The sequence below is a fragment of the Paenibacillus sabuli genome, from assembly GCF_014705605.1.
Lineage (GTDB): Bacteria > Bacillota > Bacilli > Paenibacillales > Paenibacillaceae > Paenibacillus_D > Paenibacillus_D sabuli.
This window is the reverse complement of the sequence record NZ_JACXIZ010000027.1, coordinates 63141-86433: the sequence shown is the minus strand read 5'-3', so window position 1 is coordinate 86433 and position 23293 is coordinate 63141. Positions and strand designations below refer to the sequence as shown.

The window sequence follows — 23293 nt, the reverse complement described above, 5'->3', positions numbered from 1 at the left end:
TCTAGCCTCCTTGACCGGATGGGGAATTATTCTCCAGCACGTCATTGCCCGGCGAGGTCATATCTTCTGCCGATTGGCGCGCGACCCGGGTACTGTCCCGGGGATGCAAAAAGGCCGGTCGGCGACGCATCCACCAGAGCGGTCCCCGAATCAGCAGGTCCTTGAGTCCCTGCATGTCCAGCGGAACGGCCGGGGTCAGATAAGGAACGCCGAACGACTTGAGCGAGAGCAGGTGATTGCCGATCAGAATCAACCCGATCATCAGCCCGTACAGGCCGAACATCCCGGAGATGATAATGAGCGGAAAGCGCAGCATGCGCAGCGCGAATGCGGCATTGTAGGCCGGGGTCGCAAATGAGCCGATCGTCGTAAGAGCAATCACCACCACCGTGATCGGGCTGGAAAAGCCGGCCGAGACGGCCGCCTGGCCGACGACGAGCACGCCGACGATGGACAAGGCGCCGCCGACCTGTTGCGGCAACCGAATGGTGGCTTCGCGGAGCACCTCCATTGAGATCTCGATGATCAGCACCTCAACGAGCGAGGGAAACGGCACGCCGGCTCGTCCGCCCGCGACGGCTACGGCAAATTCCGTCGGTATGAGCTCCGGGTTAAACGAAATGATGGCCACGTAAAGCGAAGGGAAAATCAACGAAAACACGAGAGCGACGACGCGCGCAATGCGGACAAAGCTGCCTTGCAGAAAGCGGGTCGCATAATCCTCGGTGGTCTGGTAAAATTGACTGAAAACGGACGGGATGATCAGACCGAACGGCGAGCCTTCGACGATGATGACGACGCGTCCCTCCAGCATTTGCGCTACGGCTTTGTCGGGTTTTTCGGTATTTTGAATTTGTGGAAACGGCGACAGATGACTGTCCTCGATGTACTGCTCGACGAAGCCCGAATCGAGGATGCCGTCGACGTCGATCTTGGACAGCCGCGTCTTGACCTCATCCACCAGCGCCATATCCACTACGCCTTCGATGTAACAGATCGCGACCGGCGTCTTGGTCAGACGGCCGAGCTGACGGATGTGCGTGCGGAAGTCCGGCGTCGCCAGGCGATAACGCATCAAGGCAAGGTTCGTCGACATCGATTCGATAAAACCCTCGCGCGGGCCCTGAATCACTTGCTCGGTCGGCGGCTGCTCGACGGCTCGCTTATCGATATCGCGCGTATTGATCATTATCCCTCGGTTCAACCCGTCGACAAGAAGGAGGGCGTAGCCCCGCATGATCGACTCGGTCAGCGTCTGGTACTCCTCGCTGGTCCGAATGTCGCTGAAGTAGAGCGTTTTGCGCAAAATGAACGTCTCCAGGCCGTCCAGTCGGATTTCGGCATCCTTGAGATGATCGGGCATATACATGAGCGGCTTCAGCAGATCGTTATGAATGGCGGCTTGCTTGGTCATGCTGGAAATATAAAACAATGCAGCCGGAAAGCGGCCGTAAATGTCGAAATGCCGAATGACGAAATCGGTGTCCGGCAACAGGAGCTGTTTAAACCATTCAATGGATTGCTCAAGCGAGCCTTCGAGGCGTTCGCGCCGCTTCAGCAGCTCGTCGGGCGGAAGCGACGGCGGGAGCTCCGCGCTCGCGCTTGATTGGCCGGACCCCTTGGGCGTATCGTTGGACATGTCGGTCACCTCGCACAGGCGTAGATACGGCGCCTTCGTTATGGCATAGCATGCCATGGCCGGCTTGACATTATACGCCTTTCGGGGCAAATGGCAGGAGGGAGTGAGGCGGGTGGCCTTCGGCATCACACGCGAAGAACTTAATCAGTGGAAGTCCAGGGTTATGCAAGGGGAGCTTGCCTTCTTGACGCATTATTGGCTCGATCCGCGCTTTCCGGGCACGACGAGCGTGACCAAGGTCGGCTGCGCTGATCTGCGCAAGCTGACGAGCTGGGGAGCCAGCCGCGGCTTGAATCCCGAATACATCCATCGGCGCGAAGGCTTCCCGCATTTCGATCTGTTCGGTCATGTTCAGCTCCGGATCTTGCATCGGGAGGGGCTGCTCGATCATATTGCGCGGTTCCGGCTGGAGGAAGCTGCGGGTCTCGCGCCAAAGTAGCTGCAAAGTTTGAAGGAGCGGTAGCCATAATGAAATTGGAAATTCAACATTTATCTTTTTTTGTCATTCGATCCGAAGACGGAGATTCGGCTTCCACCAAGACGTATAAACACTATCAGACCTTGACGGGCGAGGAATACGAGGAGAGCGCGCTCAAGCCGTTTCTTGACGGGGAATTCGGGCGCATATGCAAGCGCAAGGCCGAGCGTCATCCCAGCTCGGACAACGTGCCGACCAAAATCGGCCATTTTGTCACCGAGCCGGGATACGATCTGGGCAGCAACGCTGACTATGCGTTGCTCGAACGGCTGCGCACCGCCGCGGACGCGGAGCAGTTTTTGGGTTGCGCCGACGAGATGCTGCGCATGTACATGCAGACGAACGCGGTGCGCGGCGGCGCCTTTATTGTCAGCACGGCCACGCCGGTGCGCGTGACGGACACGCCGTTGGTATTCGTCATGAAGTGTGATTTCGAGTCCAAAATTGCGCGCATTTCGGACGAGCAGCGGCTGATCGCCGAGGTGGAGATGGCCATCAGTGCCCGCAGCATCAAGTCCATCCAATATCCGCATATGCCGGAGGAGGGAATGCTGGAGGAGCGCGAGCTGAAGATTCATCAGGCGTCCCATGCGCGTTATTTCGAGGATTTTTTGCGGCATGTCGCCTACGAAAAGCCGCTGCCCGAGCTGGTAACCGATCAGGTCTACGAAATGGTGCAGCATTATGTCGAGGAGAAATGGGAGCAGGCGCCCGCAGAGCAGGCGGAGGCCGGAAAAAAAGAGGAGCTGGAGCGCTTCGAGGTATGGGCCGCGAGTGAGAATCGGGAGCTGCAGGAACACTGGACGCCCGATAATGTAGCCCAGGCCGCCGCGCTGCTCACCGAGCATCAGCCGGAGCTGGAATTTCGTTGCAAGCTGGGCGGGGTGGAGATCCGCGCCAAGCTTGCCGATTATGGCCGTACGTACCACTTGGCCAAGCATAACGGCCGTTACGTTTTTGTCATCGAGGGCGACGGCTTCGCTTTCGAGCGCGGCGTGTCGCCGGTCGAGCTGCTGCTACCCGAGGGGCTGCAAGATGTGATGCAGCGCCTGGGCGCGCCGCTGGAAGAGGCATAAAGCCTTAAGCCTTGCTGCGCAGCAGCTTGGCGTCCATTACGAACGGTCCGAAGGGCAAGAAGGCCGCTAGGATTGCTCCGGCAACCCGGCCCGCGCTCCAGCGTTCTGTCCACGTGACGTGCGCCACGGCCAGCATATACAGCACAAAAAGCACGCCGTGGAGCATGCCGACCACACTGACCGCTTCGGGAATGTCCAACACGTATTTCATGGGCATGGCGATGCTGAGCAGAATGAGGAAGGACAAACCCTCTGCCCAACCGATAGTCCGCAGGCGTCCGATCGGCTTTTTCCATTTCATCATTGCAGGTAACCTCCAGAGTGCTTCGTTTTATACAGGCTGCTTTAAGTATACATGGAGAATAGAATGCGGGAAGACTTTGGCGGCAACTTGTCAAAAATTAGCCACAGGGAGGAACAATGCGATGAAACGGATATGGCACGTCCCGTGCGTAGCGGCGTTGCTGATGCTCGGGGGATGCGGCTGGTTCGAGACGACGACGGAGAAGCCGACTCCGGAAGCGCCGTCGCTCGGACGCCCCAGCAACACGGTCTCTGAAGAGCCGACCGGCCGACCGGCTACGAAAGGGGAGCAAGCGCTGGCGGAAGGCGTACTGGCAGCTAATCTGCAGGCGCCCTGGTCGATTGCCTACGATCCCGAGGCCATCTATATCAGCGAGCGAGGAGGCGATATCGTGGCGCTGAATCAAGCGGACGGCAGCCAACAGCGCCAAACGCTCGCGCTCGAAAAAGAAGTGCACGCCGAGGGCGAGGGCGGATTACTCGGTCTGGTACTGGCGGCGAACTTCTCGACCTCGCGCCAAGCATATGCTTACCACACGTACGAGGAGTCCGGCACCGCCTACAACCGTATCGTCGTCCTGGAGCTGCTGGAGGATGGAAGCTGGCGCGAGCTGCGTCCGCTGCTGGAAGGCATCCCGGGAGGCGCAATCCACAATGGCGGACGGCTGGCTCTGGGCCCGGACGGCAAGCTGTACGCCACCACTGGCGACGCAGGGCAATCGGCGCTCGCACAGGAACTGGACAGTCTGGCGGGGAAGATCCTGCGCCTGAATCCGGACGGCTCCGTTCCGGAGGACAACCCTTGGGCCGGATCGTATGTCTACTCGTACGGTCATCGCAATCCGCAGGGGATCGCCTGGAGCCAGGAGGGTACGATGTATGCGGCGGAGCATGGACCCTCCGGCAATCCGGGCGGGCATGACGAGCTGAATCGCATCGAAGCCGGGGCCAATTACGGCTGGCCGGATGTGATCGGCGACGAGACGGGGGACGGTTTGACCGCGCCGCTCTACCATACGAGCCAAGCAACGCTCGCCCCGTCGGGACTGGCAGTAGACGGCGAAGGCAGACTGCTCGCCGCCGGATTGCGCGGCGAACAATTGCTGCGTTTCGATCCGGGTACCGATGAAGCAACCACCGTGCTGGAGGGTGAGGGCAGGCTGCGGGACGTGCTGCTGCTGGGTGAGTGGATGTATGTCCTTACCAATCGTACGGACGGCCGCGGGCAGCCGCAAGCGGACGATGACCGGTTGCTTCGGATTTCAATGAATTCATAATTGAGCGAGAGGGAGCGCAAAAGATGAACGTAACGATTTTGAAGGCGGGTATGAAACACACGCCGGAGGACGGCTATGTTGGCCATGTGCACGTGCAAGTCGAAGGACACCGGGACGAATACGAAGTAACCTTGCACAGCACAAGAGGGAAATCATGGAGCTACGGCTTGCATTTTCTTCACGCCTCCGGCAAGGAAGAGGAAATTTTCGCATTCGAAGAACAACTCGAGGAGGACGACGAGTTGTTCGACTCCCTGGTTGAAGCCGCCAGGGCCGCTCTGCGCGAGTAGCCTGGAACAAAAATTGGGCGTTGATCCGCTTCCTTAGGAGCTGCATAAAACGCCCTAGCCTCATCTATTTGGCCTAAGCCTGCGCTCGCGCAGGCTTTTTGTTTTTTCGCGTCCAATAGAAGCGGCCAGGCGGGCGCGAAGCAGTCCGGAGCCGGGCTGCAGCTTCTAACGGACACCAGCGACGCTTAGCAGCCATTTTAACCATCTAATTGGCCCATCCTCTCCGCTAAGCGTCGCTCATGACCGTTACACGTTGAAGGAAGCTAAAAAACGGCGCTAAGCGGCTCCCATGTCCGTCAGAGCCAGCTTACGCTTATATTGCGGCCCTGGCGAGGGTGGGGGGTATGCGTCCGTTTGGGCAGGCTGCATGCGTCCGTTCTTCGACGCGCGCCCGATCGTGCGGGTCAAGCCTAGAGCTAGATATACCCATGTATCGGCGGAGAGGGATGCGGGAAAAACAAGTACCGGGACCGAAGGCAGCATGCCGTTTTTCGTTCCACAACTATAGTGATGAGGATGGTGACGTACAGGTCATGAAACGGTTATCGATCAGTTTTATGCTGGTGGCCGCTCTGATGCTGGTGTTGTCGCTCCCGACTTTTGCCGCCACCGGCAAAATGGACGGCATGAGCCAAAGCAGCACCAAGTCGAAGTCGCATATGAACGGCACTTCGACGATGGATCGCAATTCGATGGATCGTACGCCCGCAACGGGCAATACGATGAATCGGTACGATCACGTCTCGACGGATGGCAATTATGGCAATTACGACAACCGTTACGGGGCGACATCGGTCGGCATGAACAATCAGCGCTACCGCACGACCGCGACGACCGATAACAACCGTATGAACTGGGGCTGGCTTGGCCTGCTCGGCCTGATCGGCCTGGCCGGTATGCGCGGCCGCAACCGCGAAGTATCGGATCGTTAGTGCTGCAACATCGGGCTGCTGCCCTCTTCGCGACAGCGGAGGAGGCGGCGGCTTTTTTGCGAGACGACGCCCTGAAATTTAACGTTTCAATTTAGCGATAAATGCAGTATAATGAAAACGATTATCACTATCATCCCTTGTCCGGATAAAAGGAGTGATTTGCCGGATGATTGATTATGCCGTGCTGGAATCCAAATTTTATATTGTAACGGTCGAGCGTCCAAACGCGCGTCTGTCGGCAAGCCTGGCGGAATTGAGCTGCGAAGCGGGCATGGCCCCGTTCCTCGATACATACGGTCAATTGATTAAAGCGACTGCAATTGAAGCGCCTGCCGCCTACCTGGCCGGCATGCTCGGTACGCTGGGCGCGGGTCTGCAGGCGTGTCTGTCGCTGATGAACCGCGATCCGGGCTGGCGAGCTGAAACTGTCGTGATCCAGCTGTGCAAGGAGGGCGATTATTATTCGCCGGTCTTCCTCGTACGGCGGGCGGCCAATCCTGTCGCCGGTCCGCTTGAACAGGAGGCGCGGGAAGGCTGGCTGACCGAGGCGTTCGGTTCATTCTATGGCGCGATGCTGCGTCCGATCCTGGAAGCGGCCTCCTCAGTCAGCGGATTGCCGATCCATCAGCTCTGGGGACAGCTGCCGACCCGGCTGAATTATTCCGTTCCCCTTATGACTGATTTCGCGGGCGTGGATCAGGCAGTCGCCGATCGTGTGAATCGCGATTATGATTTTTTGAAGACCGGCCTTCAGCCGATGGATTGCTTTGGCCGCGCCAAAAATCCGCTCAATGTGCGCGTTCGCTGGATCGAGAGCTTGTATGAACCGGAGCGCCAAATGCGAATGAAAAACGCCTGCTGCCAATACTATCAGATTGAGGGCGGTTCGTATTGTTACACCTGCCCGCGGCTCAAGGAATCGGAGCGGGAGGCGCGACGGACGCGTCATCGTGCGGAAGCGGCGCTGCAGAGTGCCGGCGCCAAGTGAAAAGGCGGGGCCAGGGCGAAACGGGCTTGCTATCTTTTACGGCGCAGCAAGCTTCGTTTCGAAAAATTCGAATTTTTTTAAAAAAAGGACCCGCACGGCTCTCGGAGCCGGCGGGTTAATTCAGATCTATTGTAAAGGGGGGTTGCTTATAATGTACCCTTGTCAGATTAAGAGAAGATGAACCGTCCTTTGCAATTGCGTTACAATGCGGTAACAGATTTTAACGCGCCGTCTTGCGCCCGTAGCTGCGCGCATACGACAACATGCGATCGTACATGGCGCGATCGGGCGTTTTGAGCGGATGAAATTGCGGATGGTTCGAATTCACCTCGATAACCCGGATGCGTCGTCCCGCGTCCACCCCAAAGTCAATGCCCATCTCATGCATGCCGGCGCGCCTTTTGGAAAGCGCCCGGGCAATGCGCAACGAAGCGCCCTGCAAGCGGTTTTGGAGCGCATTGGCGGCTGAAGCGCCTGCTCCTTTTTTGCGCATTAGCCGGCGCAGCGTGACCACCTCGCCCCCTTGATAATGATTGTTGACATTCTTGTCCTTCCTGGCGATCTTGGCCATGTGTCCGGTGATCGTCCAATTGCCGCCTGTCCGGACTGGTCATGACCCGAGCAAAGGGGTATGATGGAAGAAAGGAGGGAGTGCGATGCGCATTGTCGTCGTCTCCGATACGCATATGCCGCGCATGGCCAAGGCATTGCCCGGGCCGCTGCTGCGGGAGCTGCGGTCGGCGGATCATATTCTGCACGCCGGAGATTGGTGCAGCATGGAGGTATACGAGCAGTTGAGCGCATTTGCTCCCGTTACAGGCGTAGCGGGCAACAACGACGGATCTGCGCTCGTGCGCAGACTGGGGTACCGGCAGGTGCTGCAAGTCGAGGGGCTGAGTGTGGGACTCGTGCATGGACACGGCCGCGTCGCGGCCTGGCAGCAAGCGCTGGACACATTCAAGGGCGAGCGGCTGGATGCGATCGTGTTCGGCCATTCGCACGTGCCGCTGCACAAGGACGCCGGCGGCACGCTGCTGTTCAACCCCGGCTCCGCCACCGACAAGCGCCGGCAGCCGGAATTCTCGTTCGGCATCATGGAAATTGCCGCCGGACGACTCCACGCCCGGCATATCTATTATGCGGACAAGCACGAACAGGAGGGAGCGAGATGAATCCCGATTTTATTCAATTGAAGGCGATCGAGGGGGAGTTGAAGCTCTCCCGCAAGACCAACGACTACGGCGTCACCGTCTCGACAAAGGAGCTCGTGCTCCATAAGCCGCATGTCAATTATCATATCAAGTACAATGATCTGATCAGCATTGTGCCATTCGAAATCCGGGGCAAAAAAACGCATGCGATCCGCAATCGGCGCGAGGAACGGACCGAGCTGGCCGCCACGTCGACGGTCAACGATGCGTACAAGCTCTACGTCAAAGCGGCGACCGTGCACAATCGAAGTGGCCTCTCCAGGCTCGGCGCCATGCAATTCGTCCTGCCCATGCATCGCAGTCTGCTGCAAGTCGTATCCGATTACAGCGGGCTGTCGCAGGTATAGTCACTATAATAGAAAGTCAAGGAATAATGAGGCCATACCGAAATAAATGAGCAGCGACAGCATGTCATTGAGCGTCGTGATCAGCGGTCCGGAAGCGACGGCCGGGTCGACGCGCAGCTTATCCAGCAGGAGCGGTACGGTCGTGCCGGCGATCGTGCCCAGGATGAGCGTCAGCAGCAGCGACACGCCGACCACGACGCCCAGCATGATGTTGCCCTGCCATACATAGGCTATGCCGGTGACCAGCAGCCCGCACGTGACGCCGATGATGAGGCCGACGCCGAGCTCGCGACGCACGAGCCGCAGCGCCTGGCGTCCGGAGAGCTTGCTGCCGATCAGCCCGCGCACGACGACGGCGAGCGATTGTGTGCCGGTGTTGCCGGTCATCCCGGCGATCATCGGCATGAAGAAGGCGAGCGCCACGACCCGGTCGAGCGTCTCCTCGAAGCCGCTGATAATCGTGCCCGAGAGCACGCCGATGAACAGCAGCAGCACGAGCCACGGGAGACGTCTGCCGGCGGCCGTCCAGGCCCGCGTATTGAAGTCGATGTCCTTGCCGCTGCCGGAGAGCTTCTGAATATCCTCGTCCGCTTCCTCCATGACGACGTCGATGATGTCGTCCACCGTAATGATCCCGACCAGCCTGCTGGCGTCGTCCACGACCGGCACGGCGAGAAAATCGTAATTGCGCATCAGATCCGCCACCTGCTCCTGATCCATCACCGCTTCGACATGGATCACGCGCGTCCGCATGATATCGGCGATGCGCTGCTCCACGGAGGCGAGGATCAAGTCCCGATAGGAGACGACGCCGAGCAGGCGGCGTTCGCCGTCGATGACGTACAGGTAGCTGATCGATTCGGACAAGTCGGAGTAGGCGCGGATTTTGGCAATCGCTTCTTCGACCGTATAGTGCTGCGGAAGCCACACGTAGCGGTTGTTCATGATGCGGCCCGCCGTCTCCGGGGGATAGCTCATCAATTGCTGGACGGCCTCTGCTTCGGCGTCCGACATGGCAGCCAGGTAAGGCGCGCGCGCCTCCTCGGACAGCTCGCCGAGAAAATCGGCCAGGTCGTCGTTGTCCATGCGGTCCATCACTGCGGCGGCCCGCAGCGCCCCGATACGCGCAAACGCTTCGCGCCTTTCCTCGCCGTCCAGTTCCTCGAGGACGTCGGTCAGGGTGATCGGATCCAGATGCGTCAAAAAAGCGGTGCGCAGCTCGGACTGCTCCGGCGCTATGCTCAGGTAAGCGACGGCGGCATCGTAGGGATGAAGGTCGCCGGCACGCGCGGCGAAGGCGGCAAACGCATCGTCCTGCAGCAGCCTGGCGAGCTCGGCGGCGGTGCGCTCGGCTTGGGCGATGTTCATGGGCGTTCCTCCTTGCGCGGCTGCATGGTGTCAAAAAACAACGGCGTCGTCGTCAGCCAGCGCACGATGTCGTGCGAGGCGGAGTAGGTGCCGTAGGCCAGCATGAGCTTGACCAGCGCGGCTTCCGTCGTGATTCCCCGCAAGGGCACCGCCCCGGCCTCCAGCAGCTGCGCGTTCGTCTCGTACGCAGAATCGGCATCGGACTTGACCGGACAGACAAACAACGGGATATCGGCGGCGCGGCAGCGCTCCAGCAGCTCGAGCAGCGCGTAGCGTGCGCTCCCGACCCCGGCGCGCATGCAGGCGGTAGCGGAGTGGTACAGCTGATGCAGCACGGCATGCGGCTTGTGCGGCCCGTCCAGGGATACGCTTCGGTAGTCGAGACCGGGATAGGGCTTGACGAAGCGAATCGCATCGGAGAACCCGGGCTGCTCGGCGATGCGCACATGGCGGATCCGCGGCAGACGCAGCTCCGCGAAGGTGGGATTGGCCGCTGCCCGGAACGGCCGGAACTTGCGCTTGTCCATGACGCCGAGCGGAACGCCGTACGCACTGACGAATTCGTCCGTGAACGGCGCCGATTCATGCAGACGGGTGCCCAGATGGATGCAAGCCCGTCCAGCCGCATCGGCAAAGCTGACATAGACGCCCGGCAGCTGCGAGTCGGCAACGAAATCGACCGCATGGCGAAAGTTCGCCAGGCCCGCGCTGCGCGGCTCGTGCAGCGGCGAATTGCTGGCGACCAGTACGATCGGAATCGATACATCGTGAAACAGATAGCTCAGCGCAGCCGCGGTAAATGGCAGCGTGTCCGTACCGTGCGTGACGATGATGCCATCGCGCTCCAGACCGCCGGCCTCGATGATCGCCTGCCGGAGTGCCAGCCAGTCGGTCGGCAGCAGGTTCTCGCTCAGCATCGAGAAGGGCGTAATGGAGTCAAATCGTACGTTGCGCGCGCCCTTGCAAACGCGATAGCGCTCCAGCAGCCCGGATGCAGCACCGGATGAGACGGCCGTAATTCCGTTGTCGGTATGACTGCCGATGGTGCCTCCCGTCACGGCTAACAGAATATGTGTCAATGGCCGGGCCTCCCATTCATAGTAATGTTGCTTGCTTTCATTATAACCGAAGGATGGATTGGTTTAACAAGCCGTGCACGCTGCAATGCAACATTTTGGCACTTGTCTCGTCTATAATGGCGGAGGTGTTCAGAATGAACAGACAAAAAAGGGTATGGCTGCTCGCAGCGGCAATGGTAATTGTCGTGCTGCTGGCCGCTTGCTCGGGCAACGACAACAGCTCCGGCGGCAATGAGACAAGCGGGACCGGCAACACCGAAACGAATGCTTCGGGGGGCGGCGACAACGCCGGCAATACGGGCAATACGGACGAGGAACCAGCCGAGGATGAGCCGGATGCGACCGAGACCGACGGCAACGGGGACGGCGATACGACCGGCAAGCTCGAGCCGGACCATCCGGTCGGCGAACGGCCTGCCAGCGAATCGTTCGAGCTGGAGCTGGAGGGCATGAAGGAGGAGAAGTCGGCTGAGCTCGCTCAGGGCGACGGGTACTCGCTCTACGTGTTCGACATCTTCGCGTTCGATGCGGAAGCGAATAAGCTGATGATGGACTTCAACAACGATTATCATGTGGAGATTGTGCGTATGCCGGCCGATTACAATACGGATCAGCTCAAGCAGGACGCCCAGCAATGGCTGTCCGAAGCTGGAGACCCGTCCGAGCTGGACGCCGCGGATGTGCATCCGGCGATCGGCGACGTGCAATGGGCGATGCGCGCCTCTTCGGGCGAGCTGTCCCGCGAAGTGCTGTTCAAGGAAATCGGCGGGATCGGCTATCAATTCAATGTTAACATTCCGGTCGGCGAGGCCAACGACGGCTTTGCGACGCATGCCTATACGATGCTGAATACCATCGAGAACGAAACGAACTAGCCGAAAACAAACCGAGAATCTGATCAGCCAGCCCCGGTCCTTGCGCCGGGGCTTGCTCGCGTGCGCCCGTGGTTTGACAAATGGACGGCGCTGCTCTACATTGAAGGACGAACGGCATGCGCGGACAGCGCTGCCTGGTCAGGGGAGGAACAGCGATGGAGATCAAGCATTGCGCCAGCTGCGGCGGAGTGATGGAGAGCCGGGACATGGACGGGTTTCCGCGAAAGGCATGTCCGGATTGCGGCTACGTGCATTGGGGGAATTACAGCGTAGGCGTAGGCGCGCTGGTGCTGCGCGAGAACAAGCTGCTGCTCGTTCGGCGCGCGCAGGAGCCGGGCAAGGGCTTCTGGACGAATCCGGGCGGTTACATGGAGCAGACCGAGACCATCGAGGAGACGGTATGCCGCGAGGTGCGCGAGGAGGCCGGCATCGAAGCCCAGGTGCGGCGAATCGTGGGCTTGCGCGATCAGCCGCGCAGCATTCATAATGTGTACATCGCCTTTGCGATGGACTACATTTCGGGCGAGCCGCGTCCGGATATGACCGAGGTGGACGCCGCCGGATTTTACTCGCGCGACGAGATGGAGACGATGCATGTAGCGCCGTTCACACGCTGGCTTGCTCAGATGGCCTTCGAGCCGTCCGGCAGCGGGCTGCGCACGGACGATGCGCCTTTGGCTGCCGAGAAAGGTTACTTGCTCTACAGAATTTGAGCATGGCTCCGCATTTTACCAGACCACGCAAGCATGCCTTTTTTGTATAATGAAACGGGGGAAGCTGACCTGCATCTACATTATACATAGGAGGGCAAATGCGATGGAAAGGAAGATTCCGACGAAGGAAGAATTGCTCCGCATCCTGGAGGCCATCAAGCGGGAGTACAACGAGCAGCGCAAGCCATCCTGAATGACGCGCAAGTAGCTCGCAATTCGCGCAAGGGAACGAAGAAGAGGATCTCGTCATGCCTGTGACGAGATCCTCTTCGTTATAAAAGGCCGATCGCGCCGCGAATCGGCCCTAGGTCGGTGCTGCGTCATGGGGGCGGCGCAACGTCAGCAAGGTCGTCACGAACCCGACCGCCGTCACGGTAATGCCGGAGAGCACGATCTGGTCGTGTGCGAGCACGAGCGCCGAAGCAGCGAGGATGACCAAGTCGAACAAAAAGATCAGCACGCCGACATTCACGCGCGCATACCGGCTGAACAAGGTCGCCAGCAGATCGATGCCGTCCGTAGTCATATTGCGGTGCAGCAGGATGCCGACGCCGGCGCCGATCAGCACGCCGCCGCACCAGGCGCTCGGCAGGGGGCCGAGGCCGATGGCTAGCCCGCTCATGTCGAGCAGGTCCAGCAAGACCGCGATGGTCACAATGCCAAGCAAATTGTAGCCCAGCATGGTTCGGCTGTAGAACCAGGTGAAAATATAAATGGGAATGCTCAGCGCTACGATCGCCATGCCGGATGAGACGGCGGACATGTAGCTAGCCAGCAGTCCGATGCCGAACATGCCCCCTTCGATAAGATGGTACGGCACAATAAAGAAGTGAATGGCAAAAGCGATCAGCAGACAGCCGCAACCGATTGACAGCAGATGACGCATGGAAGGTTTCATTCGTTCTCTCCATATTGTATAGTTATACCTGATTGGTTCATTATCTCTAGCTTATGCAACGGGGTGGACGGCTACCCCTTTTTTTGAAGTCATAGCGAGAATATTCGCCTTGTCGCACCATGCATCAGTGACGAACGGAGGATCAGGATGGAACTGCTTTTTTTGGGGACGAGTGCGGGTCGACCTGTGCAAGGACGCAATGTGACGGCCGCTGCACTGCTGCTGCCGCAGGAACGCGGCGTGTGGCTGTTTGATTGCGGCGAAGGCACGCAGCATCAGCTCATGCGGGCCGGCGTCAAGCTGACCAAGCTGCAACAGATCTTCATTACCCATATGCACGGCGATCACACCTTCGGGCTGCCCGGTCTGCTCAGCACGCGCTCCTCGCTGGGCACGGAGGAGCCGCTGCGTCTGTACGGTCCGTCAGGGCTGCGCGACTGGGTACAGCGTACGTTGGCGCTGACGGATACCCGGCTCGGCTATGCGCTCGAGATTACCGAGGTCCGGCCGGGCGCGATCTACGAGGACGAACGGCTGCGCGTTGTGACCGATACGCTAGAGCATCGCGTCGCCTGCTACGGGTATCGCATCGAGGAAAAACCACAGCGCGGCCGACTCAAAGCGGAGCTGCTGCAGGGACTCGGCGTGCCGTTTGGCCCGCTCTACGGCCAGTTGAAGGAAGGACAAGATGTACAGTTGCCCGACGGGCTTCTGATCCGCTCGGACGACGTCACGGAGCCTGCGCGCAGCGGGCGGATCGTCACGATCCTCGGCGATACCCGGCCGTGCGCCAACGCCGTGCGCCTCGCGCAGGGGGCGGATCTGGTCGTGCACGAAGCGACTTTTGACGCTGCGCTCGAGGATAAAGCGCTCGCCTACGGGCACAGTACGACCGTGCAAGCGGCGCATACGGCGAGCGAGGCTGGAGCCAGGCGCTTGTTGCTGACGCATTTCAGCGCGCGCTTCACGGAGGCGGATATGGCGCAATTGGCGGAGGAGGCGCGGGCGCTGTTTCCCGCCACCGAGACCGCCAGCGATTTTGCCGTGGTGGCGGTCCGCCATGCGAATCGGGCGGACGCATGAGTCCGGGGGAGGTGCGCCGGCCCATAGAACGCGACGCTACGGCGTACCGTGCAAGAAGGCCAGATACCGCAGCTGGATCTGAGCGGGTACGGGCGGCCGCCTTGACATCGGGTCGCGCCATGGCCCACAATAAGGGGATAGAGAGCGGGAACAAGACCAGAGTACAAGGAAGGGACTGTGAGGGCAATGAGCAGAGCACAAGAGATGATCGCGATCATGTCCCGGAGCGGTTGGCGCATTACCGACCAGCGACGCACGCTGGCCAAGATTTTCACCGACACCGACGGCTTCCTATCGCCGAAGGACGTGTACGAGCAGATGAAGGAGAAATACCCCGGCGTCAGCTTCGATACCGTCTACCGCAACCTGCGCATGCTGAGCGAGATGGGGGCGCTGGAGCAGTTCTACTTCATGGACGGCGGACTCAAATTCAAGGGCGGCTGCCACCACCATCATCATCACCACTTGATTTGCATGAATTGCGAGGAGACGGTCGCTTTTGAATATTGTCCGATGGACGAGCAGATTCGGCTGCCGGGCAACTTCAAGATCGTCAATCACCGTTTTGAAATATACGGCATCTGCGAGCGCTGTCAGGAGGACGGCGTCGCCTCCGGCCAGGCTTAGGCGATCGGAAAGGGGAGCGTTTTGAATCACGCCCCCCTTTCCGATTTTTTTATACATGCATAGAATCAAAAACCCAGCACCGGATGCGGAACGTACGGCGCCTCCAAGCGCCGAAGCTCGTCGTCCGTCAGCTGAAGCTCTAAGGCGGCGGCCGCGTCCTCGATATGCTCCAGCCGGGTCGCGCCGACAATCGGGGCGGTGACGGCGGGTTTGGCCAGCAGCCAGGCCAGGGCGACCTGTGCTCGCGGCACCTCCCGGGATTCAGCAATCTGTCCGACGGTCTCGACAATCTGGCGGTCCGTATCGCGTGCCGCATTGTACAAAGTACCGCCAAAGACGTCCGAATCGGCACGCGAGCTGGAGGCGTCCCATTCGCGCGCCAGTCGTCCGCGTGCGAGCGGACTCCATGGCAGCACGGCGATGCCTTCCGCTGTACAAAGCGGAAGCATTTCGCGTTCCTCCTCGCGATACAGCAGATTGAGATGATTTTGCATGCTCACGAACCGCGTCCAGCCATTGCGCTCGGCTGTGAATTGCATGCGTTGAAATTGCCACGCGTACATCGAAGAGGCGCCGATGTAGCGAACCTTCCCGGACTTGACCGCGTCGTGAAGCGCCTCCATCGTCTCTTCGACCGGAGTATGCGGATCATGGCGGTGAATCTGATACAAATCGATGTAATCCGTACCCAGGCGGGTCAGACTGTTGTCCAGCTCATGCAGGATGGACTTGCGAGACAAGCCGGCGCCGTTGGGCCCCGGCCGCATGCGGCCGTGCACCTTGGTTGCAATGACGACGTCTTCTCGACGGGCATACGCCGCGAGCGCGCGGCCCACGATTTCCTCACTCGTGCCGTCCGAATAAACGTTGGCGGTGTCGAAAAAATTAATTCCGTGTTCGAGTGCTTGGCGAATAAACGGCCGTGCCCGTTGTTCGTCGAGCGTCCATGGATGGGTACCGCGCAAAGGCTCGCCATAGCTCATGCAGCCCAAGCAAAGCGTGGAAACCTCCAGCCCGGTCCGCCCCAATCTCGTATACTTCATATGTTTCTCCTCCTCAGCCGGAAATGAGACTTTGATGTTCAATCCTAGCAGCGAAAGCCGGTTTTGTCCACGAAAAAGAAAAAGATTGACAACGGGAAAAGTCGATGATAGAGTACATTCAAGGGTTTTTGATAAAACCAAGAGGAATACTTGGTATATTGACGAAGTTTGTCATTTCTTGCCGACCTTACAAATGGAGGCATCCAGAAAATCGGTTCTGTGCGCAGTAATATGCACGGAGGCGAGGCGCTGGATGCCTTTTGCGTTTGCCGGGGGTCGCTTGGATACAGACTCGTCGTACACAAAGGAGGCTCGCACATGAGCGCCGCATTGCTGGAAATCGAGAATCTGAACAAAAGCTTTCGAACGGACAGTAAGTCGGTCCAGGCGCTGCGCGGCATCGAACTGGATGTCAGAGAAGGAGAGTTCGTGACGGTGATCGGTCCGAGCGGCTGCGGCAAAAGCACGCTGCTGCGCATCATTGCCGGTCTCGAACGCGGAGAGACCGGCACAGTCAAGCTGAGCGGCGAACCCATTCGAGGGCCGGGTATTGACAAGGGATTTATTTTTCAGGAGCCGCGTCTCTTTCCTTGGTTGACCGTGGAGAAGAACATCGCCGCGGATTTGTCGCTTCGCAAGCCCGAGGTGCGGAGCAAGGTGGACGAACTGATTCGACTCGTCAAGCTGGAGGGTTTTGCCAAAGCCTATCCGCGCGAACTGTCCGGCGGAATGGCGCAGCGTGTGGCGATCGCCAGGGCGCTGCTGCGCAAGCCGAAAATCCTGCTGCTCGATGAGCCGTTCGGCGCATTGGACGCCTTTACCCGCGCGCACATGCAAGAAGTGCTGCTGGATATTTGGAAGCATAACGGCACTACCATGATTCTGGTTACGCATGATATCGACGAAGCGGTCTTTCTTGGAAGTCGGATCATGATTTTAAAGCCTCGTCCCGGAGAAATTCGCGGTCAAATTGCCGTCGAGCTGTCGTACCCGCGCAAAAAAGCGAGCACCGCCTTCCAGGAGTACCGCTACCGGGTACTGCGGGAGTTCGAGCGCATTGATGAGCTGGCCTGGGGCGAATCAGGCGCGGGAATCTAAACGGGGGAGGAAATCGTAATGTCAAGCCATTCATCCGCACCTCGACGGACGTCGAAATGGGCGCATTCGCCCCCGGAACACCGCAATCGACGGGCAGTGCTGCTGCGCCGAGCCGGAGATGCGCTGCTGGGCCTGCTGCTGCCGGTTGCGGTGCTCGTCCTGTGGCAATGGTTCGGCGACGCAGGGAGGATCTCGCCGCTGCTATTCCCTACGCCGTCGGTCATCTGGGCATCCTTCCTGTGGCTGCTGGAGACGGGCATGCTCGGCGAGAGCCTGGGCGTCAGTCTGGCGCGCACGGCTGCGGGCTTCGGCCTCGGCGCCGGACTCGGTCTGGTCGTCGGCCTGGCAGTGGGGCTCTCGCGCGTCATCGAGCGGCTGCTTGACTCGTCGGTGCAAATGCTGCGCATGATTCCGCATATTTCGGTGACGTTCCTGTTCGTGCTCTGGTTCGGAATCGGTGAGACGTCCAAAATCATGCTGATTGCAAAGGGCTCATTCTTCCCGCTCTATATCTATACATTCCTGGGCGTGCGCAATACGGACAACAAATTATTCGAAGTGGTGCGCGTGCTCGGCTACAGCCGCTTCAAGACACTCGTGCGGCTCGTGCTGCCGGCGACTGTGCCGGGCGTCATGCTGGGCATACGGCTCTCGCTCGCGATCGCTTGGGTCAGTCTGGTCGTCTCGGAAATGATGGGCTCGACCTCGGGCCTCGGGTATCTGATGATGGACGCCCGCGCGATGAGCGATACGCCGATCGTATTCGTCGGCATCGCACTGTTCACACTGCTGGGCAAGCTGACCGACATGCTGGTCGTCTATATGGAGCGTCGCCTGCTGGCCTGGCGGGGCTCGTAAGGCTCAACTTAATCGGGAGGGGGAAAAGGAACATGACACAGCAAGCGGAACCTCTGCGCTCCGGGTGGAGGCCGCCGCTCGCCCGCCGGACCTGGAACAGCGGCGTATGGGCGCATTTCGCATGGGCGGCGTTGCTGCCGGGGCTCATCTTGCTGGGGTGGCAGTTGTATACGGCATATGGGGAAGTGAATCCGATCCTGCTGCCCTCGCCGGCGGCGATCGCCGAGGCGCTGGGCACGTTGACAGCCAGCGGGGAGCTCGCGGTCCAGCTTGGCGTCAGCCTTGGCCGCGCCGCACTGGGCACGCTGTACGGCTGTGCCGCCGCGCTCGCGCTCGGTACGCTCGTCGGGCTGTCGCGTCTGGCGGCGAAGCTGCTCGATCCTTCGATGCAACTGCTGCGGCTCACACCGAGTCTGGCGATTGCGCCGCTCATTATTCTATGGTTCGGATTCGGCGAGACGTCCAAGATCGTCATTATCGCAACCGGCGCGTTTTTTCCGCTGTATCTCGCAACGATTCAGAGCCTTCGAGGCGTCGACGGAAGGCTGACCGAGGTGGCGCGCGTCCTTCAATTCGGACGGGCGCAGCAGCTCTCGCGGCTGCTGTTGCCCGGCGCCATGCCGGGTCTGCTCTCCGGCTTGCGGCTGGCGATGGCATACGGCTGGCTGTCGCTTGTGGTCGCCGAGCTGCTGGGGGCGCAGGCGGGGATCGGCTATCTGATGAGTCATGCTCAGACGAACGGTCACCCGGCGATCATCTTTGTCGGCGTGCTGGTTTTTGCGGTGATGGGCAAGCTCATCGATCTGCTCGTGGCCACAGTCGAGAAACGCGTGCTGCGCTGGCGCGACAGCTACGCCGGGTAACCCTGCGAACCAAAAAACACATCATCAGAACTGTATTCAGAGAGGGGAACGTTCACACCATGAAGAAAAAGATCGATCGCAACACATCGCGCAGCCGCCGGCTGCTCATCCTGCTGGCCGCTGTCCCGCTGCTGGCGACGCTGCTGCAAGGATGCGGGGGATCGAATGCCGCGCCTGCGGGCGATATCGGCGTCAGCCAGAAGGGCGAGCGCACTGCGGGCGGCGTGCTGAATTACGGCTTCGTCGGCACGAACAAGCCCGGCGGCGTCGAAGGCTGGGGCTTCCATACCGGCATCATCCAGGAGGCGCTGGAGCCGCTCGGCATCACGGAGATCAAGCTCGTGCCGTTCCAGACCGGCCCGGATCTGAATGAGTCGATCATCGGAGGAAGAGTCCATTTGGGCAACTCCGGCGATACGCCGGCGATTCTTGCCCGTTCCACGGGAGCGTCTACCAAGATTTTGAATTTTAGCAACACCGAAATCAATACCATATTCATCGGGCTCAAGGAGATCCAAGCGCCTGAAGATCTGGCCGGACAGAAGGTGGCGGTCGTCAAGGGCTCGCTCATGCACCGCTTCCTCGTCGGCTTCCTGAACGAAAAAGGACTGAGCGATGTGGTGGAAATCATCAACATCAACAGCATTCCGGACACGGAAGCGGCGCTGCTGCGCGGCGAGATTGCGGCTTATGCGATTACAAGCTCGTATTACTCGGCCTACAAGCTTCGTCAACAGGGCTACCCGCTGGTCGCCGAAGCAAGGGAATATCCGGCGCTGTACAGCACGTCGGTCGTCTATGCGGCAGAGGACTATCTGGAGCAATATCCCGGTTTTCGGGAGGCCTGGCTTGCAGCGCGGCAACAAGCGTATGAGGATCTGATTGCAAAACCGGATGATTATTACGCCTGGCTGTCGGAGCAGACGGGTACGCCTGTAGAGGACATCAAGGAGCTGCAGCCAATCGAAGCGCTGCCTGACGAGGCGCTGGCTGCCGAAGGAATCGAACGGGTCGAAGCGGCGAAGGATTTCTTGATCGAGGAGAAGCTGGCGCGCCGGGATTTCGACGTCGACGAATGGATTTTGCAACCGTAGCGGACCGATCAGCGGTTCGTATTGATGGATAAGGAGGGACAAGAATGACACGATCCACAAGAAGACAATTGAAGTTGGGCATTTTTTTACAAGGCGGCGGCGGTCATTGGCAAGAGGAGGAGGTGCGTGCCGACGGGGCGGTCAGCATAGAGGCCTATCAGGAGTACGCGCGAATCGGCGAGGCGGGGCTGTTCGATTTTGGCTTTATTGCGGATTCGGCTTACATTACGAAGGACTCTACCTATCCGTTCCTGAGCCGGCTGGAACCGATGACGGCGCTCGCAGCCATATCGGCGGTGACCAAGCGGCTCGGGCTCGTCGGCACGTTCACGACCTCGTACAGTGAGCCGTTCACGACCGCGCGTCAGCTCGCTTCGCTGGACAAAATCAGCGGCGGGCGCGCCGGCTGGAACGCCGTCACCTCGGCACTGGAGGGCGTTGCCCGCAACCACGGGCACGACAAGCTGCACGATCACGAGACGCGCTACCGAATCGCCGCCGAATACATCGAGGTCGCGCTCGGACTTTGGGATTCCTGGGAGGACGATGCGTTTCCGCGCGACAAACAGAGCGGCCGGTACGTCGATCTGGACAAAATGCATACGCTCGATCATGCGGGCGAATTTTTCAAGGTGCAAGGTCCGCTTAATATGGAGCGATCGCCGCAGGGACGACCGGTCATCTTTCAGGCCGGCGCGTCGGATCGAGGGCGCGACCTGGCGGCGCGCTATGCCGAAGCGATCTTTTCCAGCTTCGAGCATTCGGACCTGGCGGCGGCGAAGCGGCAATACAGCGATATCAAGCAACGGGCCGCGGCATACGGTCGCAATCCCGAGGAAGTGCTGCTCTTCCCGTCCATCACGCCGATTGTCGCTCCCACGGAAGAGGAGGCGCATGCGCGCTACGAGGCGAGCACTCGCTTTACCGATCCGGAATTCGCAGTCAAGTATTTGAGCCGGTACTTCAGCTTCTTCGACTTTTCGCAATTTCCGCTCGACGAGCCGCTGCCTGAGCTCGGCGACATCGGCAAGGACAGCTTCCGCTCGACTGCGGAATATTATTTGCGCATTGCCCGCGAGGAGAAGCTGACACTACGCCAGCTGGCGATGCGGGCGGCCAATCCGAAGGGCGATTTTGTCGGTACGCCGCAAGCGGTCGCAGACAAAATCGCGCATTACTTCGAGGAGCGGGCGGTGGACGGCTTTATTCTGAGCGGCTCGCACCGCAATCTGCGCGGCTTCGTGGAGCACGTCATACCGCTGCTGCAGAAGCGCGGCCTCTACCGAACGGCGTACGAATCCGAGACGCTGCGCGGCAATCTGGGCCTCTCGTTCCCGGCCAATCGTTACGCGGCGGCCGCATCCCGGACCCCGCATCTGGCGGCGGAGTAAGCGCGCATGCGCATCTGCCATGATCATGAGCCATCCAAGGAGGAACCTGTCATGACAATCGATACGTCCACCATTAATCAACCGCCTCAATTCCATACCCTGGATGACGAGCGTCAGTACCGCAAGGAGCGGCTGGCCGCGGTCTTCCGCATCTTCGCCAAGCTCGGGTACGAAGAGGGCGTGATGGGCCACGTCTCGGCCCGCGACCCGGAACGTCCGGATCACTATTGGACCAATCCGTTCGGACTGAGCTTCAGCCTGATCCGAGCGAGCGATCTCGTCCTGATCGGACCGGACAAGAAGGTCGTCAGCGGTCACGGCCTGGTCCATCCCGGCGGGCTGCTGTTGCATCCCCAACTGCTGCGCGGCAACCCCGAAATCGTCTCGGCGGCGCACACACATTCGATCTATGGGCGCAGTTGGTCGACGCTGAACCGCCTGCTGGACCCGCTGACGGCGGAATCGGCGGCCTTCTACCGGCAGCATGCGATCTACGACAGCTTCGCCGGCGGCGAGGGCGACAATCTGGCTCGCGCGGTCGAGCGCAACAAGGTGATTCTGCTGCGCAATCACGGCATCCTCAGCGTCGGGCGGACCGTCGACGAGGCGGCTTACTGGTTCATCTCGTTCGAACGCTCCTGCCAGGCGCAACTATTGGCCGAGGCGGCGGGCCGCCCGCAGCCGGTCGGCGCGGAGCATGCCGAGGCGGTGGCGGCGCGTACCGATGCCCGCTTCGGCTGGCTGAACTTCCAACCCTATTACCAGGCGATCGTGCAGGAACAGCCCGAGCTGCTGCAATAAGGAGGCGCAACATGAAATCCAGGCGAGTGGAGCGTATCACGGATCTCATCGGCCATACTCCGGCCGTACGGCTGAATCGGCTCGCGAGCGAGCAGGACGCCGAGATCTATGTCAAGCTGGAATACTTCAATCCCAGCGGCAGCCTCAAGGACAGGGCCGCGAGCAATCTGATCGCGGAGGCCGAGCGAGCCGGCAGGCTGGGACCGGGGGCGACCATTATCGAGCCGACCAGTGGCAATACCGGAATCGGACTGGCGATGAATGCCGCCGCCAAGGGCTACCGGCTCATCATTACGATGCCTGCCAACATGACCCGGGAACGCATCAATCTATTGAAGGCTTACGGCGCTGAGGTCGTACTCACCCCGAAGGCGGAGCGCATGCCCGGCGCGATTCGCAAGGCCCTTGAGCTGCAACGCCGTATTCCCGGCAGCTTCGTGCCGCAGCAATTCGAAAATCCGGCCAATCCTGACGCGCATCGCACCACAACGGCTTTAGAAATTTTGGAGCAAATGGACGGTGAACTGGATGTCTTCATTGCCCCTGCGGGTACGGGCGGCACCATCACCGGCACAGGCGAGGTGCTGCGCAAGCACTTGCCCAGCATCCGGATCCTCGTCATCGAGCCGGCCGGTTCGCCGGTGCTCTCCGGCGGCGAGCCCGGACCGCACAAGCTCGTCGGCGCCGGGCCGGGATTCGTGCCCTCCGTACTGAACCGGGAGGCCTTCGACGAAATTGTCGCAGTTCGCGACGAGGATGCCATTCGTACGTCCCGGGAACTGGCGGCCCGTGAAGGTATTCTTGTCGGTCCGTCCTCCGGGGCTTCGGTATGGACGGCGCTGAGGGAGGCCAAGCGGCTTGGACGGGGACGTCGTATACTGTGCATTGCACCGGATAACGGCGAGCGGTATCTCAGCTCCGACTTGTTCGAGAGCGTCGAGTTCGGGAAGGAGTGAGACGA

At 60.1% G+C, this 23293-nt stretch carries 26 protein-coding genes; 19 read left to right on the top strand and 7 right to left on the bottom strand.

Annotation, left to right across the window (positions count from 1 at the left end; genetic code table 11):
* Position 1: 1 nt before the first annotated feature.
* On the bottom strand, positions 2–1639 hold the full coding sequence (locus tag IDH44_RS16370) for a spore germination protein (protein ID WP_190919462.1): 1638 nt from the start codon (positions 1637–1639) through the stop codon (positions 2–4).
* A gap of 112 nt (positions 1640–1751) precedes the next feature.
* Between IDH44_RS16370 and IDH44_RS16365 the strand changes: the two genes are divergently transcribed.
* A complete protein-coding gene (locus IDH44_RS16365) occupies positions 1752–2078 on the top strand; it encodes a hypothetical protein (RefSeq protein WP_190919460.1) in 327 nt (108 codons plus the stop codon).
* Between the two features lie 29 nt (positions 2079–2107).
* Positions 2108–3193, top strand: coding sequence for a DUF3900 domain-containing protein (locus IDH44_RS16360; protein ID WP_190919458.1), 1086 nt, complete (start codon positions 2108–2110; stop codon positions 3191–3193).
* Between the two features lie 4 nt (positions 3194–3197).
* Here the strand turns inward: IDH44_RS16360 and IDH44_RS16355 are convergent, their stop codons facing one another.
* Positions 3198–3494, bottom strand: a complete 297-nt coding sequence (locus IDH44_RS16355; protein WP_190919573.1) for a DUF3817 domain-containing protein — start codon at positions 3492–3494, stop codon at positions 3198–3200.
* A gap of 124 nt (positions 3495–3618) precedes the next feature.
* Between IDH44_RS16355 and IDH44_RS16350 the strand changes: the two genes are divergently transcribed.
* From IDH44_RS16350 to IDH44_RS16335, 4 genes are all read left to right on the top strand, one after another.
* On the top strand, positions 3619–4773 hold the full coding sequence (locus tag IDH44_RS16350) for a PQQ-dependent sugar dehydrogenase (RefSeq protein ID WP_190919456.1): 1155 nt from the start codon (positions 3619–3621) through the stop codon (positions 4771–4773).
* A gap of 23 nt (positions 4774–4796) precedes the next feature.
* A complete protein-coding gene (locus IDH44_RS16345) occupies positions 4797–5063 on the top strand; it encodes a hypothetical protein (RefSeq protein ID WP_190919454.1) in 267 nt (88 codons plus the stop codon).
* Positions 5064–5596: 533 nt separating this feature from the next.
* Entirely contained in the window at positions 5597–5995 is a 399-nt protein-coding gene (locus tag IDH44_RS26655) for a WGxxGxxG family protein (RefSeq protein WP_223869742.1), read from the top strand.
* A gap of 166 nt (positions 5996–6161) precedes the next feature.
* A complete protein-coding gene (locus tag IDH44_RS16335) occupies positions 6162–6983 on the top strand; it encodes a (2Fe-2S)-binding protein (RefSeq protein ID WP_190919452.1) in 822 nt (273 codons plus the stop codon).
* Between the two features lie 220 nt (positions 6984–7203).
* Here the strand turns inward: IDH44_RS16335 and IDH44_RS16330 are convergent, their stop codons facing one another.
* Positions 7204–7566 carry a YheC/YheD family protein gene (locus tag IDH44_RS16330; RefSeq protein WP_397326795.1) on the bottom strand — a complete coding sequence of 121 codons (363 nt, stop codon included), beginning with the start codon at positions 7564–7566 and terminating at the stop codon, positions 7204–7206.
* Positions 7567–7639: 73 nt separating this feature from the next.
* Between IDH44_RS16330 and IDH44_RS16325 the strand changes: the two genes are divergently transcribed.
* Both IDH44_RS16325 and IDH44_RS16320 read left to right on the top strand, forming a co-directional pair.
* Positions 7640–8155 carry a metallophosphoesterase family protein gene (locus IDH44_RS16325; RefSeq protein ID WP_190919448.1) on the top strand — a complete coding sequence of 172 codons (516 nt, stop codon included), beginning with the start codon at positions 7640–7642 and terminating at the stop codon, positions 8153–8155.
* The gene (locus IDH44_RS16320; RefSeq protein ID WP_190919446.1) at positions 8152–8541 is read left to right on the top strand and encodes a hypothetical protein; all 390 of its coding nucleotides are present in this window, start codon (positions 8152–8154) and stop codon (positions 8539–8541) included. The genes IDH44_RS16325 and IDH44_RS16320 overlap by 4 nt, the downstream gene beginning before the upstream one ends.
* 3 nt (positions 8542–8544) lie before the next feature.
* Here IDH44_RS16320 and mgtE read toward each other — a convergent pair whose 3' ends face one another.
* Positions 8545–9909 carry a magnesium transporter gene (gene mgtE / locus IDH44_RS16315; protein WP_190919444.1) on the bottom strand — a complete coding sequence of 455 codons (1365 nt, stop codon included), beginning with the start codon at positions 9907–9909 and terminating at the stop codon, positions 8545–8547.
* A complete protein-coding gene (locus tag IDH44_RS16310; protein WP_190919441.1) occupies positions 9906–10988 on the bottom strand; it encodes an asparaginase in 1083 nt (360 codons plus the stop codon). Before IDH44_RS16310 ends, mgtE begins: the two co-directional genes overlap by 4 nt.
* Positions 10989–11122: 134 nt before the next feature.
* Here IDH44_RS16310 and IDH44_RS16305 point away from each other — a divergent pair, with 134 nt between their 5' ends.
* Positions 11123–11863: a hypothetical protein gene (locus IDH44_RS16305; RefSeq protein ID WP_190919440.1), complete on the top strand. Its 741-nt coding sequence runs from the start codon at positions 11123–11125 to the stop codon at positions 11861–11863.
* A 155-nt stretch (positions 11864–12018) separates the two neighbouring features.
* On the top strand, positions 12019–12576 hold the full coding sequence (locus IDH44_RS16300) for an NUDIX hydrolase (RefSeq protein WP_190919437.1): 558 nt from the start codon (positions 12019–12021) through the stop codon (positions 12574–12576).
* A gap of 304 nt (positions 12577–12880) precedes the next feature.
* Here IDH44_RS16300 and IDH44_RS16295 read toward each other — a convergent pair whose 3' ends face one another.
* Positions 12881–13474, bottom strand: a complete 594-nt coding sequence (locus IDH44_RS16295) for a YitT family protein (protein ID WP_190919436.1) — start codon at positions 13472–13474, stop codon at positions 12881–12883.
* 147 nt (positions 13475–13621) lie between these two features.
* Here IDH44_RS16295 and rnz point away from each other — a divergent pair, with 147 nt between their 5' ends.
* Positions 13622–14557, top strand: coding sequence for a ribonuclease Z (gene rnz / locus IDH44_RS16290; protein WP_190919434.1), 936 nt, complete (start codon positions 13622–13624; stop codon positions 14555–14557).
* A gap of 186 nt (positions 14558–14743) precedes the next feature.
* The gene (locus tag IDH44_RS16285) at positions 14744–15184 is read left to right on the top strand and encodes a Fur family transcriptional regulator (RefSeq protein WP_190919433.1); all 441 of its coding nucleotides are present in this window, start codon (positions 14744–14746) and stop codon (positions 15182–15184) included.
* A gap of 65 nt (positions 15185–15249) precedes the next feature.
* Here IDH44_RS16285 and IDH44_RS16280 read toward each other — a convergent pair whose 3' ends face one another.
* On the bottom strand, positions 15250–16227 hold the full coding sequence (locus IDH44_RS16280; protein ID WP_190919431.1) for an aldo/keto reductase: 978 nt from the start codon (positions 16225–16227) through the stop codon (positions 15250–15252).
* A 318-nt stretch (positions 16228–16545) separates the two neighbouring features.
* On the opposite strand from IDH44_RS16280, the gene IDH44_RS16275 reads away from it, so the two are divergent.
* Genes IDH44_RS16275 through cysK form a run of 7 tightly spaced genes read left to right on the top strand, consistent with a single transcriptional unit; the run spans position 16546 to position 23288 of the window.
* Entirely contained in the window at positions 16546–17325 is a 780-nt protein-coding gene (locus IDH44_RS16275) for an ABC transporter ATP-binding protein (RefSeq protein WP_190919429.1), read from the top strand.
* Positions 17326–17343: 18 nt separating this feature from the next.
* Positions 17344–18183: an ABC transporter permease gene (locus IDH44_RS16270; RefSeq protein WP_190919428.1), complete on the top strand. Its 840-nt coding sequence runs from the start codon at positions 17344–17346 to the stop codon at positions 18181–18183.
* Positions 18184–18215: 32 nt separating this feature from the next.
* On the top strand, positions 18216–19046 hold the full coding sequence (locus tag IDH44_RS16265) for an ABC transporter permease (RefSeq protein WP_190919426.1): 831 nt from the start codon (positions 18216–18218) through the stop codon (positions 19044–19046).
* Positions 19047–19105: 59 nt separating this feature from the next.
* The gene (locus tag IDH44_RS16260; RefSeq protein ID WP_190919425.1) at positions 19106–20140 is read left to right on the top strand and encodes an ABC transporter substrate-binding protein; all 1035 of its coding nucleotides are present in this window, start codon (positions 19106–19108) and stop codon (positions 20138–20140) included.
* 44 nt (positions 20141–20184) lie between these two features.
* A complete protein-coding gene (locus IDH44_RS16255; protein ID WP_190919423.1) occupies positions 20185–21531 on the top strand; it encodes an LLM class flavin-dependent oxidoreductase in 1347 nt (448 codons plus the stop codon).
* 6 nt (positions 21532–21537) lie between these two features.
* On the top strand, positions 21538–22332 hold the full coding sequence (locus IDH44_RS16250) for a class II aldolase/adducin family protein (protein WP_223869741.1): 795 nt from the start codon (positions 21538–21540) through the stop codon (positions 22330–22332).
* A gap of 11 nt (positions 22333–22343) precedes the next feature.
* Positions 22344–23288, top strand: coding sequence for a cysteine synthase A (cysK, locus tag IDH44_RS16245; protein WP_190919419.1), 945 nt, complete (start codon positions 22344–22346; stop codon positions 23286–23288).
* The last annotated feature ends 5 nt before the right edge of the window (positions 23289–23293 follow it).

What these genes read in the sequence shown, in the direction of transcription:
- IDH44_RS16275 (WP_190919429.1), top strand. Translation starts at nt 16,546, where the DNA reads ATGAGCGCCGCATTGCTGGAAATCGAGAATCTGAACAAAAGCTTTCGA.
- IDH44_RS16345 (WP_190919454.1), top strand. Translation starts at nt 4,797, where the DNA reads ATGAACGTAACGATTTTGAAGGCGGGTATGAAACACACGCCGGAGGAC.
- IDH44_RS16295 (WP_190919436.1), bottom strand. Translation starts at nt 13,474, where the DNA reads ATGAAACCTTCCATGCGTCATCTGCTGTCAATCGGTTGCGGCTGTCTG.
- IDH44_RS16350 (WP_190919456.1), top strand. Translation starts at nt 3,619, where the DNA reads ATGAAACGGATATGGCACGTCCCGTGCGTAGCGGCGTTGCTGATGCTC.
- IDH44_RS16370 (WP_190919462.1), bottom strand. Translation starts at nt 1,639, where the DNA reads ATGTCCAACGATACGCCCAAGGGGTCCGGCCAATCAAGCGCGAGCGCG.
- IDH44_RS16300 (WP_190919437.1), top strand. Translation starts at nt 12,019, where the DNA reads ATGGAGATCAAGCATTGCGCCAGCTGCGGCGGAGTGATGGAGAGCCGG.
- IDH44_RS16305 (WP_190919440.1), top strand. Translation starts at nt 11,123, where the DNA reads ATGAACAGACAAAAAAGGGTATGGCTGCTCGCAGCGGCAATGGTAATT.
- IDH44_RS16360 (WP_190919458.1), top strand. Translation starts at nt 2,108, where the DNA reads ATGAAATTGGAAATTCAACATTTATCTTTTTTTGTCATTCGATCCGAA.
- IDH44_RS16355 (WP_190919573.1), bottom strand. Translation starts at nt 3,494, where the DNA reads ATGAAATGGAAAAAGCCGATCGGACGCCTGCGGACTATCGGTTGGGCA.
- mgtE (WP_190919444.1), bottom strand. Translation starts at nt 9,909, where the DNA reads ATGAACATCGCCCAAGCCGAGCGCACCGCCGCCGAGCTCGCCAGGCTG.
- IDH44_RS16260 (WP_190919425.1), top strand. Translation starts at nt 19,106, where the DNA reads ATGAAGAAAAAGATCGATCGCAACACATCGCGCAGCCGCCGGCTGCTC.
- cysK (WP_190919419.1), top strand. Translation starts at nt 22,344, where the DNA reads ATGAAATCCAGGCGAGTGGAGCGTATCACGGATCTCATCGGCCATACT.
- IDH44_RS16280 (WP_190919431.1), bottom strand. Translation starts at nt 16,227, where the DNA reads ATGAAGTATACGAGATTGGGGCGGACCGGGCTGGAGGTTTCCACGCTT.
- IDH44_RS16265 (WP_190919426.1), top strand. Translation starts at nt 18,216, where the DNA reads ATGACACAGCAAGCGGAACCTCTGCGCTCCGGGTGGAGGCCGCCGCTC.
- IDH44_RS26655 (WP_223869742.1), top strand. Translation starts at nt 5,597, where the DNA reads ATGAAACGGTTATCGATCAGTTTTATGCTGGTGGCCGCTCTGATGCTG.
- IDH44_RS16335 (WP_190919452.1), top strand. Translation starts at nt 6,162, where the DNA reads ATGATTGATTATGCCGTGCTGGAATCCAAATTTTATATTGTAACGGTC.
- rnz (WP_190919434.1), top strand. Translation starts at nt 13,622, where the DNA reads ATGGAACTGCTTTTTTTGGGGACGAGTGCGGGTCGACCTGTGCAAGGA.
- IDH44_RS16285 (WP_190919433.1), top strand. Translation starts at nt 14,744, where the DNA reads ATGAGCAGAGCACAAGAGATGATCGCGATCATGTCCCGGAGCGGTTGG.
- IDH44_RS16320 (WP_190919446.1), top strand. Translation starts at nt 8,152, where the DNA reads ATGAATCCCGATTTTATTCAATTGAAGGCGATCGAGGGGGAGTTGAAG.
- IDH44_RS16270 (WP_190919428.1), top strand. Translation starts at nt 17,344, where the DNA reads ATGTCAAGCCATTCATCCGCACCTCGACGGACGTCGAAATGGGCGCAT.
- IDH44_RS16255 (WP_190919423.1), top strand. Translation starts at nt 20,185, where the DNA reads ATGACACGATCCACAAGAAGACAATTGAAGTTGGGCATTTTTTTACAA.
- IDH44_RS16325 (WP_190919448.1), top strand. Translation starts at nt 7,640, where the DNA reads ATGCGCATTGTCGTCGTCTCCGATACGCATATGCCGCGCATGGCCAAG.
- IDH44_RS16250 (WP_223869741.1), top strand. Translation starts at nt 21,538, where the DNA reads ATGCGCATCTGCCATGATCATGAGCCATCCAAGGAGGAACCTGTCATG.